The organism is Umezawaea sp. Da 62-37 (assembly GCF_032460545.1).
Taxonomy (GTDB): domain Bacteria; phylum Actinomycetota; class Actinomycetes; order Mycobacteriales; family Pseudonocardiaceae; genus Umezawaea.
In genome coordinates, this window is the sequence record NZ_CP135965.1 from 8,889,911 (window position 1) to 8,904,496 (window position 14,586).

12 protein-coding genes are annotated in these 14,586 nt (G+C 70.8%); 7 read left to right on the forward strand and 5 right to left on the reverse strand.

Annotation, left to right across the window (positions count from 1 at the left end; translation table 11 throughout):
* Positions 1-121 precede the first annotated feature (121 nt).
* The gene (locus RM788_RS40440) at positions 122-2,176 is read left to right on the forward strand and encodes a helicase (protein ID WP_315925195.1); all 2,055 of its coding nucleotides are present in this window, start codon (positions 122-124) and stop codon (positions 2,174-2,176) included.
* A 223-nt stretch (positions 2,177-2,399) separates the two neighbouring features.
* Here the strand turns inward: RM788_RS40440 and RM788_RS40445 are convergent, their stop codons facing one another.
* Positions 2,400-3,389, reverse strand: a complete 990-nt coding sequence (locus RM788_RS40445; protein ID WP_315925197.1) for an LLM class flavin-dependent oxidoreductase — start codon at positions 3,387-3,389, stop codon at positions 2,400-2,402.
* Positions 3,390-3,524: 135 nt separating this feature from the next.
* Between RM788_RS40445 and RM788_RS40450 the strand changes: the two genes are divergently transcribed.
* From RM788_RS40450 to RM788_RS40465, 4 genes are all read left to right on the forward strand, one after another.
* The gene (locus RM788_RS40450; protein WP_315925198.1) at positions 3,525-3,827 is read left to right on the forward strand and encodes a GNAT family N-acetyltransferase; all 303 of its coding nucleotides are present in this window, start codon (positions 3,525-3,527) and stop codon (positions 3,825-3,827) included.
* A 22-nt stretch (positions 3,828-3,849) separates the two neighbouring features.
* Positions 3,850-4,863 (forward strand): MBL fold metallo-hydrolase, encoded by a 1,014-nt coding sequence (locus RM788_RS40455; RefSeq protein ID WP_315925200.1) that lies wholly within the window; start codon positions 3,850-3,852, stop codon positions 4,861-4,863.
* A gap of 91 nt (positions 4,864-4,954) precedes the next feature.
* Complete coding sequence (locus RM788_RS40460) at positions 4,955-7,360, forward strand: beta-glucosidase (protein ID WP_315925202.1); 2,406 nt, start codon at positions 4,955-4,957, stop codon at positions 7,358-7,360.
* Positions 7,357-7,938 carry a class I SAM-dependent methyltransferase gene (locus RM788_RS40465; protein WP_315925204.1) on the forward strand — a complete coding sequence of 194 codons (582 nt, stop codon included), beginning with the start codon at positions 7,357-7,359 and terminating at the stop codon, positions 7,936-7,938. The genes RM788_RS40460 and RM788_RS40465 overlap by 4 nt, the downstream gene beginning before the upstream one ends.
* Before the next feature lie 203 nt (positions 7,939-8,141).
* On the opposite strand, the gene RM788_RS40470 is transcribed toward RM788_RS40465, so the two are convergent.
* From RM788_RS40470 to RM788_RS40485, 4 genes are all read right to left on the reverse strand, one after another.
* A complete protein-coding gene (locus RM788_RS40470) occupies positions 8,142-9,002 on the reverse strand; it encodes a hypothetical protein (RefSeq protein WP_315925206.1) in 861 nt (286 codons plus the stop codon).
* 356 nt (positions 9,003-9,358) lie between these two features.
* Complete coding sequence (locus tag RM788_RS40475; RefSeq protein ID WP_315925208.1) at positions 9,359-9,796, reverse strand: response regulator; 438 nt, start codon at positions 9,794-9,796, stop codon at positions 9,359-9,361.
* A complete protein-coding gene (locus RM788_RS40480; RefSeq protein WP_315925210.1) occupies positions 9,789-11,339 on the reverse strand; it encodes a sensor histidine kinase in 1,551 nt (516 codons plus the stop codon). Before RM788_RS40480 ends, RM788_RS40475 begins: the two co-directional genes overlap by 8 nt.
* Positions 11,336-12,538, reverse strand: a complete 1,203-nt coding sequence (locus RM788_RS40485; RefSeq protein WP_315925212.1) for a PP2C family protein-serine/threonine phosphatase — start codon at positions 12,536-12,538, stop codon at positions 11,336-11,338. The genes RM788_RS40480 and RM788_RS40485 overlap by 4 nt, the downstream gene beginning before the upstream one ends.
* Positions 12,539-12,707: 169 nt before the next feature.
* Here RM788_RS40485 and RM788_RS40490 point away from each other — a divergent pair, with 169 nt between their 5' ends.
* Complete coding sequence (locus tag RM788_RS40490) at positions 12,708-13,397, forward strand: lysophospholipid acyltransferase family protein (protein WP_315934882.1); 690 nt, start codon at positions 12,708-12,710, stop codon at positions 13,395-13,397.
* Positions 13,398-13,667: 270 nt separating this feature from the next.
* A complete protein-coding gene (locus tag RM788_RS40495; RefSeq protein ID WP_315925214.1) occupies positions 13,668-14,585 on the forward strand; it encodes an NADP-dependent oxidoreductase in 918 nt (305 codons plus the stop codon).
* Position 14,586 lies beyond the last annotated feature (1 nt).

Genomic DNA, 14,586 nt, shown 5'->3' on the forward strand with positions numbered 1-14,586 from the left:
GACGTCGACAATGAATTCCGAAGTCGATTTGACAAAGGGGTGAGAATAGAAGATCGGCGCCAAGAAATTGGTCCTGCCGAATCTTCATCAATTGTAGCACGTCGAAAGGACAGGCCACCACATGGAGGAATTGCTCGCGGAGCGTGAACGCGTCGCATTCCTGTACCGCAAGCTCGACGGGCAGCGAGCCGTCGCCCTGCGCGCGCTGGAGGAGGCCCTTGGCGACACGACCGCCCAGCGCTGGCAGCGCGAGGTGGACGTGCGAACGCTGTCCGACCAGCTCAGCAGGCTGCGCGTCGCCGACGACGGGTTGTGCTTCGGCCGCACCGACCACGTGGACGGCGCCCGCACCTACATCGGCAGGATCGGGCTGTTCGACGAGGCCGACGAGTACGAGCCGCTGCTCACGGACTGGCGCGCGCCCGCCGCCCGCCCGTTCTACGTGGCGACGGCCGCCGTTCCGGAGGGGCTGACCCGCAGGCGCCACTTCCACACCCGCGGCAGGCGGTTGCAGGACTTCCACGACGACGAACTGCGCCTGGACGGCGTCGCGCTCACGGCCGCGCTGGACGCGCCGCGCGAGGAGGTCATGCGCGACATCGTCGCCACGATCCAGGTCGAGCAGGACGAGATCATCCGCCTCGACCACCCCGGCGTCCTGGTGGTTGAGGGCGGGCCGGGCACCGGCAAGACCGCCGTCGCGCTGCACCGGGTCGCCTACCTGCTCTACACCCAGCGCGAACGCCTGGCCAAGCGCGGCGTGCTGATCGTCGGCCCGAACTCCGGCTTCCTGCGCTACATCGGCAACGTCCTGCCGTCGCTGGGGGAGACCGACGTCGTCTTCGCCTCGCCGGGCGACCTCATGCCCAGGCTGCGCACCGTCCGCGAGGACGTGCCCGCCGTCCAGCGGCGCAAGGGGAGCCTCGACATCCTCGACGTGCTGGTCGCGGCCGTCGCCCAGCGCCAGGAAGTGCCCGACGTGCCCATCCCGATCGAGCTGGAGCACTGCGTCGTCCACCTCGACGCGGCGATCGCCGACGCCGCCCGCACCCGCGCCCGGCAGGCGGGCCTGCTGCACAACCACACCCGCGCCGTCTTCCACGAGGCGCTGGTGGACCTCGTGCTGGACGTGGCGCTGGCCGAGATCGACGAGCCGTGGGACGGCGTCGCGGTCGACGTCCGCCGGGAGGTCTACGCCAACCGCGAGCTGCGCGCCGCCGTGGACGTCCTCTGGCCCGCCCTCACCCCGCGCAGGTTCCTGGCCGAGTTCTACGAGTCCGCGGACCGCTGCGCCGAACTGGGCGTCCCGGAGTTCCACCGCGAGGTGGGCCGCGCCTGGACCGTCTCCGACGTCCCGCTGCTGGACGAGGCGGCGGAGCTGCTCGGCGAGCACGCCCTGAAGCCCAAGGAGGAGAAGGCGGGCGAGGAGTACGCGCAGGGCGTCCTGGAGATCCTGGACACCGACCCGACCATGGACCCGGACCTGCTGCGGGCCGTCGACCTGATCGACGCCGAGCACTTGGCCGAGCGCCACGTCGAACGCGACCACCGCTACCTCGCCGAACGCGCCGCGGCCGACCGCGAGTGGACCTACGGCCACGTGGTCGTCGACGAGGCGCAGGAACTGTCCGAAATGGACTGGCGCCTGCTGTTCCGCCGCTGTCCCAGCAAGTCCATGACCATCGTCGGCGACCTGTCCCAGCGCCAGTCCGCGGCGGGGGCCCGCACCTGGGCGGCGATGCTGGACCGCTACGCGGGCGACCGCTGGGCCTACCGCGAGCTGACCCTCAACTACCGCACCCCGGCCGAGATCATGGACGTCGCCGCGGTGGTGCTGGCCGAGGTGAACCCCGCCGCGAGCCTCCCGAAGTCCGTGCGCCACAACGGCATCCCGCCGTGGGCGACCCTGGTCACCGATCTGGCGGCCGCGGTGGCGGCGGAGCTGGCGGTCACCCGCGAGGGCACGATCGCAGTCATCGCCCCGGACGGCATCGACCTGCCCGGCCCGGTGATCACCCCGCGCGAGGCGAAGGGCCTCGAGTTCGACACCGTCCTCGTCGTGGAGCCGCACCTCATGACACCGGGGGAGCTCTACGTCGCCCTCACCCGCGCCACCCAACGCCTGGGCGTCCTGCACACCACACCCCTACCCCCCTCCCTCCAAACCCTCACCTAACCCGCGAGTCGAACACTCAGACACCCCGTGTCGAACACTCAGACACCCCGTGTCGAACGCTCGGGCACCCCGTGTCGAACGCTCGGGCACCCCGTGTCGAACGCTCGGGCACCCAAGCTGAACCCCGGACCGCGTGAGTTCTTCGCTCGGGCACTTCGTGTCCCTCACTTGGGGGTGCCTGGAGGTTCGACACGGGGTGCCTGGGCGTTCGACTCGCGAGGGGTTAGCGCTTGAGGAGGGGGAGGACGGCTGAGCCGAAGAGGCGGATGGCGGTGAGGACGTCGGGTTGCGGCAGGCCGCCGATGTCGACCATGACCAGGTGCGCGTCGAGGTCGAGCAGCCGGGCCAGTCCGTTGAGGCGTTCGGCGACCTCGCCGGGGTCGCCGCACACGGCGGCGCCGTCCATGAGCAGGTCCACGTCGACGTCACCGTCGCCCCGCCACGGGTCGGCGAACCGCGCGTACCCGTCCAGGTACGGCCGCCACCGCCGACGGGCCTCCGCCGCGTCCGCCGCCACGAACACGTGGCTCGGCAGCGCGATCCGCCCCTTCGCCCCCATGGCCGCCCGGTATCGCGTCACCACGTCCACGTGCGTCCCCGGATCCCGCAGCGTGCTGGGCAGCATCAGCGGCATCCCCAGCTCCGCCCCCAGGTCCGCCGACACCGCCGACCCGCTCCCGATCCACACCGGCGGGTGCGGCCGCTGCAACGGCCGGGGCGTCGTCGTCACGCCCGCCAGCGGCGGCCGGAACCGCCCCTCCCACGTCACGTCCGGCTCCTCCAGCAGCCGCAGCAGCAGCCGCAGGTTCTCGTCGAACCGCGCCCGCAGGTCCCTCGACCGCACCCCGAACACGGCGTCGGTGCGCGGCGACACCCCGCGCGCCACGACCAGCTCCGCCCGGCCGAGCGACAGCACGTCCAGCGTCGCCAGCTCCTCGGCGACCAGCACCGGGTCGCGGTGGGCGAGCAGGGTGACCCCCGTGGACAGCCGCAGCGTCGACGTGCGGGCCGCGATCGTGGCGAGCAGCAGCTCCGGCGCGGACACGATGTAGCGGGTGAAGTGGTGCTCGCCGATCGCGACGCCGGTGAAGCCCGCCTCCTCGGCCACGACGGCCTGTTCGACCACGGCCTGCAACCGGGTCGCCTCGCTGACGACGACGCCGGTCGCCGGGTCGGGGAGGTGGTCGCCGAGGATCAGCAGGTAGACATCCATCGCGCCATCCTGCCCCGCCGGACTACCGTGGTCCTCCCGGTCACCGGAGACGGCCGCCGTCGACCCGGACGACGACGGGCCCGCGTGCGCGGACCGCGCGGGCGCGGGGCCCGTCACGAGCGTGGAGGTCGACAGATGACAACCGTGGTGGACAACGTGCAGCTGCACCGCTACGAGGTCGTGCACGACGGCGCGCTGGCCGGTTACGCCCAGTACGAGCGCGGGGAGGGCACGATCACGTTCACCCACACCGTGATCGACGACGCGTTCGGCGGCAAGGGGCTGGCGTCCACGCTGGTCAAGCACGTCCTGAACGACGCCCGCGACGCGGGGATCGCCGTGCTCCCGGCCTGCCCGTTCGTGCGCGGCTACATCGGCAAGCACCCCGAATACCTGGGCCTGGTGCTGGAGGACCGACGAGCGGAGTTCGACCTGTAGTGCGTGCTACCTTCCGGTGGCCATGACGGACTGGACTGAGCCAGGTGTCTTCGAGGTGGCGCCGGGCGTGCACCGGATCCCGCTGCCGCTGCCGAACGACGGCCTGCACACGGTGAACGTTTACGCGATCGAGGACGGCGACGGCGTCGTCATGATCGACGCGGGCTGGGCGCTGGACGAGGCCACCGACCGGCTGGAGGCCTCGCTCGACACCCTCGGGTACGGGTTCGCCGACATCCGCCGGTTCCTCGTCACGCACATGCACCGCGACCACTACACGCTGGCCGTGGCGCTGCGGAAGCGCTTCGGCACGAAGATCGCGCTGGGCCTCGGCGAGCAGCCGTCGCTGGAGCGGATCCTCGGCGGCCGGGCCGACGCCCAGCTGTCGAACCTGCGGGGCTGGGGCGCGTCCGACCTCGCCGAGCGGTGGCGGAAGGCCGCCGTGCCGCTGGAGCGCAAGTCGGTCGAGGCCTACGAGCTGCCCGACGAGTGGCTGACCGGCGCCAGCGTGGTCGACCTGGACAAGCGCGTGCTCACGACCGTGCCCACGCCCGGCCACACCGCCGGGCACGTGGTGTTCGTCGACACGGCGTCGTCGCTGCTGTTCGCGGGCGACCACGTGCTGCCGCACATCACCCCGTCGATCGGCTTCGAACCCTCGCGGCCCGAGTTGCCGCTGGGCGACTACCTGGACTCGCTGCGGCTGATGCGCGAGCACCCCGACCTGCGCCTGCTGCCCGCGCACGGCCCCGTGACCGACAGCGTCCACCAGCGCGTGGACGAGCTGCTGCGCCACCACGAGGAACGGCTGGAGGCCACCGTCGCGTCCGTGACGGGCGGCACGGCCACCGCGTACGAGACCGCGCGCAGGCTCGGCTGGACCCGCAGGCAGCGGAAGTTCGACGAGCTGAACCTGTTCAACCAGGTGCTGGCGACCGGTGAGACGTCCGCGCACCTGGACGTGCTGGTGCGCGACGGTCGACTCGCCTCGTCCACTGTGGACGGGGTCGTGCACTACGGCGCAGTCACGGTCTGATGGTGCCGGCCACGGCCGTCCCGTTACCGCCGGCCGCTCACTCCGGGTAACGTGTCGATCTTGAACCGCCCGGCCGCCCGGTAGGAGGACCATGAGCCCGATCGAGGCCGCACTGGCCGCACTCGACCTCGAGACGAAGGTGAGCCTGCTCGCGGGGCAGGACGTCTGGTCGCTCCCGGCGGTCCCGCACATCGGCCTCGGATCGCTGGTCATGTCGGACGGCCCCATCGGCGTCCGCGGCACCGACTGGACCCCGGACGACCCGGCGATCGTGCTGCCGAGCCCCACCGCGCTCGCCGCGACCTGGGACCCGGAGCTGGCCAGGCGCGTCGGCCGCCTGCTCGCCCAGGAGGCCCGCCGCAAGGGCGTGCACGTGCTGCTCGCGCCGACCGTGAACCTGCACCGCACCCCGTTGGGCGGTAGGCACTTCGAGTGCTACTCCGAGGACCCGCTGCTCACCGCGCAGATCGGCGTCGGCTACGTCACCGGTGTGCAGGACGGCGGCGTCAGCGCGACCGTGAAGCACTTCGTCGCCAACGACTCCGAGACCGCGCGCTTCGTCCTCGACGCCGCCGTGGACGACCGCACCCTCCGCGAGCTGTACCTCGCCCCGTTCGAGGCCGTCGTCGGCGCGGGCGTGTGGGCGGTCATGTCCGCCTACAACGGCGTCAACGGGCACACCATGTCCGAGAACGGCCTGCTGCAGAACGGCCTGCTCAAGGACGAGTGGGGTTTCGACGGCGTGGTCGTGTCCGACTGGACGGCCGCCAAGACCACCGCCGGGACCGCCCTGGGCGGCCTGGACATCGCGATGCCCGGACCGGGCAACCCCTACGGCGCCAAGCTCGTGGAGGCCGTGCGCGCGGGCGAGGTCCCCGAATCCGTGGTGGACGAGATGGTCCGCCGCGTCCTGCGCCTGGCCAGCCGCGTCGGGCTGCTCGACGGCGTCGACCCGGTCGTGTCGGAATTGCCCGCCAGGATCGACGGCGACGCGCTGGCCAAGGAGGTCGCCGAGCGCTCCTTCGTGCTGCTGCGCAACGACGGCACCCTGCCGCTGGCCTCCCCGACCGTGGCCGTGATCGGCATGGCCGCCGAGCAGGCCCGCATCCTCGGCGGCGGCAGCGTCCACGTGTTCCCGCCGCACGTCGTGTCCCCTTTGGACGGTCTGCGCGACCGGGGCGTCGAACTTGTCTACGAACCCGGCGTCGACCCGTGGACGAAGCTGCCCGCCGCGTCCGGTCCGGAGTGGACGGACCCGGAGACCGGAGAAGCGGGGCTGCGCATGGTGTTCCGCGACGCCCAGGGCGGTGAACTCGGCCGCACGTTGCTCGCGGAGGCCCAGACGGGGTGGATCGGCAGGATGCCGGTCGAGATGGACAGCTCGCTGCTCGACACCGTCGAGGTCACCGCGCTGTTCCGTCCGCTGGTGTTCGGCGAGCACCGCTTCGGCGTGGCGGGCATCGGCGACTTCGTGCTGACCGTCGACGGCGAGGTCCTGTTCGACGACAAGCAGGTCGCCTACGACGACGACCCCGCCGCCGGTATCCTGCTGCACCCGGAAACCCAGGTCACCGCCGAGGTCAACGGCCCCGTGCTGGTCTCGCTGCACCACCGGGTGTGGGTCCGTCCCGGCCTCGGCACCGTCGTCGGCCTCACCCTCGGCCACGCCGAACCGGGCCCCACCGACGACGAGCTGATCGACCGCGCCGTGGCCGCCGCCGCGTCCGCCCAGGTGGCCGTCGTCGTGGTCGCGACCACCGAGGAGGTCGAGTCCGAGGGCTTCGACCGCCGCTCGCTCGCGCTGCCGGGGCGGCAGGACGACATGGTGGCCGCCGTCGCCGCGGTCAACCCGCGGACCGTCGTGGTCGTCAACGCCGGGTCCCCGGTGGAGATGCCCTGGCTCGACGACGTCGCCGCCGTGCTGCTCACCTGGTTCCCCGGCCAGGAGGCGGGCGCCGCGCTCGCCGCCGTCCTGTTCGGCGACGCCGAGCCCGCGGGCCGCCTGCCCACGACGTGGCCCGCCCGCAAGGACGACGCCCCCGTGCTCGACGTCGACCCCGTGGACGGCGTGCTCACCTACCGGGAGGGCCTGTTCATCGGCTACCGCGCCTGGCAGGGCCGCCAGGTCCGCCCCGCGTTCTGGTTCGGCCACGGGCTCGGCTACACGACGTGGTCCTACGAGTCGGTCGGGATCACCGCCGACTCCACCGTCACCGTCCGCCTCTGCAACACCGGCACCCGCCCCGGCCGCGAGGTCGTCCAGGTGTACCTCGTCCCGCAGACCCCGCTGCCCGACCGCCCGACCCGCTGGCTGGCGGGCTTCGCGTCCGTGTCGGCGGACGCGGGGGAGACGGTCACGGCGACGGTGGCGCTGCTGAGGCGGGCCGTTCAGGGCTGGGACGACGGCGCGTGGCGGACGTTGACGGGGACCTACGTCGTCGAGATCGGCCACGACTACGGCGACACCCGCCTGACGGCCGAACTGGAGGTCACGTGACCGACCTGCCCGCCGACTGGGCGGCCTGGCGCGGCCGCGTCGACGTCTCGTCCTACGACGACCGCTGGCAGCGGATGGCCGAGGCGGGCCACGACCCGCACGGCGAGGCGGCGCTGGTCATGTCGTACTCACCGCGGTCGGTGCTCGACGGCGGCTGCGGCACCGGCCGGGTGGGCATCGAACTGGCGCGGCGGGGCGTGCGAGTGGTCGGCGTCGACTTCGACGGGGACATGATCACCGCCGCTCGCGCCAAGGCGCCTGAGCTGCGGTGGGAGCGGGCGGGGTTGGAGGTCATGGCGCTGGCCGAGACCTTCGACGTCGTCGTGCTCGCGGGCAACGTGATCCCGTACGTCGCCCCGGACGTGCGCGCTGCCGCTGTGGCGGCTTGTGCGGCTCACTTGGTGCCGGGTGGGCGGCTGGTCGCGGGCTTCCAGTTGCGCCCGGACTGGCCCGCGTTGGTTGACTACGACGGCTGGTGCGCGGCTGCCGGGCTACGCGCGGAGGACCGCTGGTCCACGTGGGACCGCGAGCCGTACACGGGCGGGAACTACGCGGTCAGCGTGCACACGATCGAGTGAAGCCGGTCGGTGTAGATCGGCTCTGTTCGTGCATTAGGCTGAACTGGGCTCCGCCCATGTGGACTAGCTCCAGCGGCTCTTCCTTATCTGGTGTCACGACGAATTCGGAGGCATGCGCACGATGTCTGTTGTTCTTGGGCTAGAGGGCGGCGAAGTGAGCGACAAGTAGTCCGTCGCCATTGTCTTGCGAAAAGGGTGTGCTGCTACGGTGGCGCACCCTTCTTTAGTTGCAGCCGAACGCCGACCTGCTTGTCCGCGGGCATGTCGAAGATTTCGAACACGAACTGAGTCCTGCCGTCGCTCTCGTCGGTCTTGCTCAGCAGGTAGCCGTTCTCGTCCTCGTCGAATCCGATGGCCTCGTAGTACGCCTCGCACGAGGTCGGCAGCACGACCTTGTACTGAGCGAAGGTCACCGGGTGTTCGAACCTGAAGACGAAATCGTCCGGTACTTCATGGCGCATGAGCGGGATCGATTTTCCAGGCCAGTCGGCGACGATGTCGATCCTGATCTCGCTGTTCGACTTGGGAGGTGCCGGGAAGTGCACCAGCACCTCCAGTCGGCCATCGGGCATCCAGAACTGGGTGACGTTCATGCTCGTGCCGGGGATGTCACTGGCCGACATCCCCCTGACCTCGACTTTGACCTTCTCCCGCTGCTTGACCGGCTGATCCCAGCGGGAGGCGAACCGAAGCCGGAAGAAGTAGAGGTGGTCGCATTCGACCTTGGCGTGCAGAGTTGTTTTTTCCTTCGTGTCCCCATTGCGTTCGATGATCGACACCTGCCTGCAGGTGATGATCCGGAACGAGGGGTTGAGTTCATCGAAGATGATTCCGCAGTACCGCGATACGAGGCGGTCCTTGATGGCCGCGCTTCGAATCAGTTTACGGCGATCGGCCAGTAGCAGCATGGCCAATCCCATGACGATGACGATCGACGCCGCGAGGGCGCCTGCTTTTACCGCCAGGTTTCCCATGATCGCGCCGAGCAGTACGGCGAAACTCATGATTCCGAGAACGGCCTTGGCGATAGCGGGCGTTCCCTCTTCCGAGATGTACTCGTCCATCCAGGCGATGAAACTCCTGAACATCCACGCCCCTTTCGCCGCTCTCATGGCGGGGGCGTGGTGCTCGATCCCTGCGCTCGCCAGGATTCGATGTTAACGAAAGTTAGGCGTCGGGCACTGGAGCGAACGGGTTACGTCGGTGAACGGCTCTAAACGGGGTTCTAATCGGCAGTTGTGCGGATTACCGCTTTTGGCGGACCCGAACAAAAACCCCTCAACGCCGAGGGGCCGGTTGCGACGGGGTGCCGCGGCGTGACCGGCCCGGGGGGCGGAGGGTGTCGAACTTGCCTCGGGGGCTGCGGGACGCGTTGGTCATGGAGATCAGCTACCCGAGGCCGTCCGCGGTCAAACCAAGGTCACCTCGGCAACTTCACGACGGTCACGAAGAAGTCGTCGATCTGCCTGACGACCTCGATGAACCGGTCGAAGTCCACCGGCTTGGTGACGTAGGCGTTGGCGTGCAGGTTGTAGCTGCGCAGGATGTCCTCCTCCGCCTCCGAGGTCGTCAGCACGACCACGGGGATGGAGCGCAGGCGCTCGTCGGCCTTGACCTCGGCCAGCACCTCGCGCCCGTCCATCCGGGGCAGGTTGAGGTCGAGCAGGATGAGGCCGGGCCTGGGGGCGTTGGCGTGTTCGCCCTCGCGCCGCAGGAACTGGAGGGCCTCGACGCCGTCGCGGACGATGTGCAGTGAGTTCTTGATCTTGTGGTGCTCGAACGCCTCCTGCGTCATCAACGCGTCGCCGGGGTCGTCCTCGACCAGCAGGACGTCTACCACGCTCAGTGCATCACTCATTGGGGGTCTCGGATTCCTCGACGACGGGCAGGGTGAAACGGAAGGTGGTGCCGGTGTCCTGGTCGGTGTCCAACCAGATGGTGCCACCGTGGTACTCGATGATCTTGCGACACATCGCGAGACCGATACCCGTACCGGGATATGCGTCCTTGTGGTGCAGCCGCTGGAAGATGACGAAGATCCGTTCGGCGTACTCGGAGTCGATCCCGATGCCGTTGTCGCGGCAGGTGAACGTCCAGAACCCGTCGGTGCGCTCGACGGTCAGGCGCACCTCCGGCTTCTCGGTGCCGTGGAACTTCAGCGCGTTGCCGATGAGGTTCTGGAACACCCCGCCGAGCAGCGACGCCTCGCCCCGCACCGATGGCAGGTCGGCGGGGACGTCGATCGAGGCCTCCGCCTCCTGGATGGCGGGGGACAGCGATCCCACGACCTGGTTCACGAGTTCGCCCAGGTCGACGATGGTGTGCTCGCGGGCCATGCGGCCGACCCGCGAGAAGGCGAGCAGGTCGTTGATCAGCACCTGCATCCGCTTGGCGCCGTCGACGGCGAAGCCGATGTACTGGTCGGCGCGCTCGTCGAGCTGCCCGCCGTAGCGGCGCTCCAGCAGCTGGCAGAAGCTCGCGACCTTGCGCAGCGGCTCCTGGAGGTCGTGCGACGCGACGTAGGCGAACTGCTCCAGCTCGGCGTTGGAGCGCTGGAGCTCCTTGGACTGGGTGTCCAGCCGCTCGTGGGCCTCGCGGACGGACTCCAGGTCGCCGAGGATCCGCAGGCGCATGGCGTCGATGTCGTGGCCGAGCATCACGATCTCGCGGGGGCCCGGCACGTCGACCTGCTTGGCGAAGTCGCCCGACGAGACCACGCGCACCTGCTCCGCCAGGCCCGCCAGGGGGGCGATGAGGATCCGGTACAGCACGATCGCGACGATGGCGATCAGCAGGATCAGCAGCGCGCCCACGCTCATGGTCACCCAGAGCACGACGTTCGCGGCGTTGTCGAGCTTCGCGCGCGCCGCGTCGACGTCGACGGCCATCTTGCCCTCGAGGTCGTCGGCGGCGCCGCGCAGCCGGTCGAACAACTCCTTGCCCTGGTCGGTCGACGCCGCCGCGGCGTTGGGGCCCCGGGCGCGGACCTGGGCGATCAGGGGCTCGGCGTAGCTGCCGCGCCACTCGATCGCGTACTGCTCGATCTGGTCCAGCGCCGCGCTGTACTCCGGCTTGGTCGACCCGAGCCTGCCGCGGGCGTTGTCGAGCGCGGCCCGCTCGTCGGCCTGACCGGACGTGTAGGGGGCCAGGAAGTCGTCACGGCCGCTGAGCGCGAAGCCCCGCACGCCGGTCTCCTGGTTGACGAACGCGGTCGACAGCTCCTGCACGTGCCGCCTGGCCGGGCCGATCTGCTCCAGGACGAGCAGCCGCGCGTCGGTGAGCTGGGACAGCGACACCGCGACAGCGCCCACCGCCCCGCCCGACACGAGGATGAGGATCGCCACGGCGGCGAACAGCAGCCGTTTGGCGGGCCACCTCGTCGTGTAGTCCGGGGTGGTCATCGGGTCCTTTCCGAGAGGAGCAGGACGGCCATGTCGTCGTCCAGCTCACCGCCGTTGAGCGCTTCGACCTTGGAGATGAGGGTGTCGAGCAGCCAGGCCTGCCTGCGCGGCCAGTCCGGCTCCTGCCCGGCCATGCCCTCGATCAGCGAGATGAGCCGTTCCGACCCGAGCCGCTCCGGATCGCCCACGACCCGGCCCTCGACCAGGCCGTCGGTGTAGAGCATCAGCGACCAGCCGGGCGGCAGCGGCACGTCCAGGCCGCTCCACGTGCTGTCCGCCAGCACGCCGAGCGGCAGGCCTGCCCGGTCGCGGGGCAGTTCCACGATCCGGTCGCCGACCAGCAGCATCGGCTCCGGGTGGCCCGCCAGGTACACGCGCGCCCAGCGGCGGTCCGGCGAGATGGTCAGCATGCACACGGTGGTGAACAGGCCGGGCTGGTGGCGTTCGTGCACCAGGATCTGGTGCAGCGTGCGCAGCACCTTCCACGGCTCCTGCTCGGCCAGCACGAGCGCGCGCCACGCTATGCGCAGGCACACGCCGAGCGCGGCCTCGTCGGGGCCGTGGCCGCAGACGTCGCCGATGATGACCTGGAGGGTGCCGTCGGGCAGCCGCACCGCGTCGAAGAAGTCGCCGCCGAGCAGCATCCGGCTGCCGCCCGGCCGGTAGCGGGTCTCCAGCGCCAGGTCCTCGCCGTGCATGATCGGCGACGGCAGCAGGCCGCGTTCCAGGCGGGTCTTCTCGGCGGCGTGCAGCTGCTCGTCGCGCAGCAGGCGCGCGGTCTCCTCGGCGTGCTTGCGCTCGACGGCGTAGCGGATGCCGCGCATCAGCAGCGCGCCGTCGACCTGGTCCTTGACCAGGTAGTCCTGGGCGCCGGCCGCGACGGCCCTGGTGCCCTGGCGCTCGTCGGTGAGGCCGGTCAGCACGAGGATCGCGGCGGGGGAGGAGAGGGCGAGCAGGCGGCGCAGCCCGTCCAGGCCGGTGGTGTCGGGCAGCCCGAGGTCGAGCAGTACGCAGTCGGCGTGCGGGAGGAGCTTCTCGGCTTCCTGGAGACTGCGCGCGCGGGTCAGCTCGACCAGCGCGTCCACTTCCTCCAGCAGCGCCTCGACCAGCACGGCGTCGCCCTCGTCGTCTTCGACGAGCAGCACGCGCACAGGTCGGGTCGAGAGGACGACCTGATCCGCTTCGGTGAGGCTGGGCACGACCGGGGAGAGTAGTCGAACGGGTTCGGCGGGGCCCTCGAAGGAGCGCCGAACCGGCACCCCGCGTCGTCGGGAGACCACCTTCGCGGCCCCCGGCGGAAACCTTCCGGGCCCTGGAACCGAAGATCCCGGTGTGAACGAGACCACGAAGGCGCTGACCGTGCGTCAGATGGCCGCCCTCACCCGGTTCATGCCCCGGCGGGGCCGCGGGTTCTGGTTCGGCATGGCCATCGACGTCCTCTGGTCGATCGTCGTGCTGTTCATCCCCATGCGGATGACGGGCCACGAGCACGTGCCGAAGACCGGTGGCGTGCTGCTGGCGTTCAACCACATCTCCTTCGCCGACCCGGTGAGCTCGACGGTGTTCGCGCTGGTGTCCGGCCGCGTGCCGCGCTACCTGGCGAAGGCCAGCCTGTGGCGGCTGCCGCTGGTCGGCTCCGTCATGCGGTCGGGCCGCCACGTCCCGGTGGACCGCGGCACGTCCCGCGCGGGCCTCGCGCTCACCGGCGCCCAGGGCGCGGTCGAACGGGGGGAGTGCGTCGCGGTGTACCCCGAGGGCACGTTCACCAGCGACCCCGACGGCTGGCCGATGGCGGGCAGGTCCGGGGTGGCGCGGGCCGCGCTGGCCAGTCGCGCCCCGGTGGTCCCGATCGCCCAGTGGGGGACGCAGCGGCTGCTGCCGCGCGGCTCGTTCCTGCCCCGGCCGCTGCCCCGCAAGCGGGTGGACGTCGTCGCCGGGCCCGCCGTGGACCTGTCCGACCTCTACGACCTGGAGCCGACCAAGGAGGTCCTCGACAAGGCGACCGCCCGGATCATGGCCGCGATCACCGACCTGCTGGCCGGGATCAGGACGGGCTGACGCGGTCGGCTTGACCTGGACACCCCTCAACCGACCCGTACAGGCCTCCCAGGTCAACCCGACCGCGGGCGACCGGGCACGCCGATCACCACCTCCGGTTGTAGTGCAAGTTCGTTGTCCACGGTCGACGGGAACCGGCTGAACAACCAACGCGCGTCCTGCCCCGAGGACGATCGGACATCACCCTGGGACGCGGGGATATTGCCCGTCCCGCGTCACCGTCCGTAGCGTCGTCGTCGCCACCAATCGGGAACGACGAAGGAGCAAGTCATGCGCGCTGTCCTCCAGACCGCTTTGGGGGGACCCGAGGTGCTGCGGGTCGCGGAGGTCGACCGACCCGCGCCCGGCCCCGGCGAGGTACTGGTCAGGGTGCACGCGGCCGGTGTCAACCCGGTGGACGCGATCGTCAGGGCCGGGCTGTACCCACTGCTGGGCGAGCCGCCGTTCGTCCTCGGCTGGGACGTGTCCGGTGTGGTCGAGCAGGCGGGCGGCGGCTACCAGGTCGGCGACGAGGTCTACGGGATGCCGCGCTTCCCCGGCGCCGCGAACGCCTACGCCGAGTACGTGACGGCGCCCGCCGACGACCTGGCCCGCAAGCCCGCCTCGCTCGACCACGTGCACGCCGCCGCCCTCCCGCTGGCCGTGCTGACCGCGTGGCAGGGCCTCGTGGACGGCGCGGAGATCGCCGAGGGGCAGCGGGTGCTGGTGCACGGCGCGGCGGGCGGCGTCGGCCACCTCGCCGTGCAGATCGCCAAGGCGCACGGCGCGCACGTGATCGCACTGGCCGGCGCGGCCAAGCACGAGTTCGTGCGAGGGCTCGGCGCCGACGAGGTGATCGACTACCAGGCCACCGACTTCACCACCGTGCTCGCCGATCTCGACGTGGTGTTCGACTCGGTCCGGCAGTCCGACCGCTCGCTGACCGTCCTGCGTCCCGGCGGGGTGCTCGTCACCATCAAGGAGCAGCGCGACGAGGCTCTCGCCGCGAGGGTCACCGCGGCCGGACGCCGGGTCGTCGGCACGAGCGTCGTCCCGGACGGCCCGGCGCTGGCCGCCGTCGCCGCGCTGGTCGACCAGGGGCGGATCCGGGTGCACGTCGGCGAGACCTTCACGTTCGCCGAGGTCGCAAAGGCGCACGAGCTGATCGAGTCCGGCCACACCACGGGCAAGATCGTGCTGACGGTCTGAC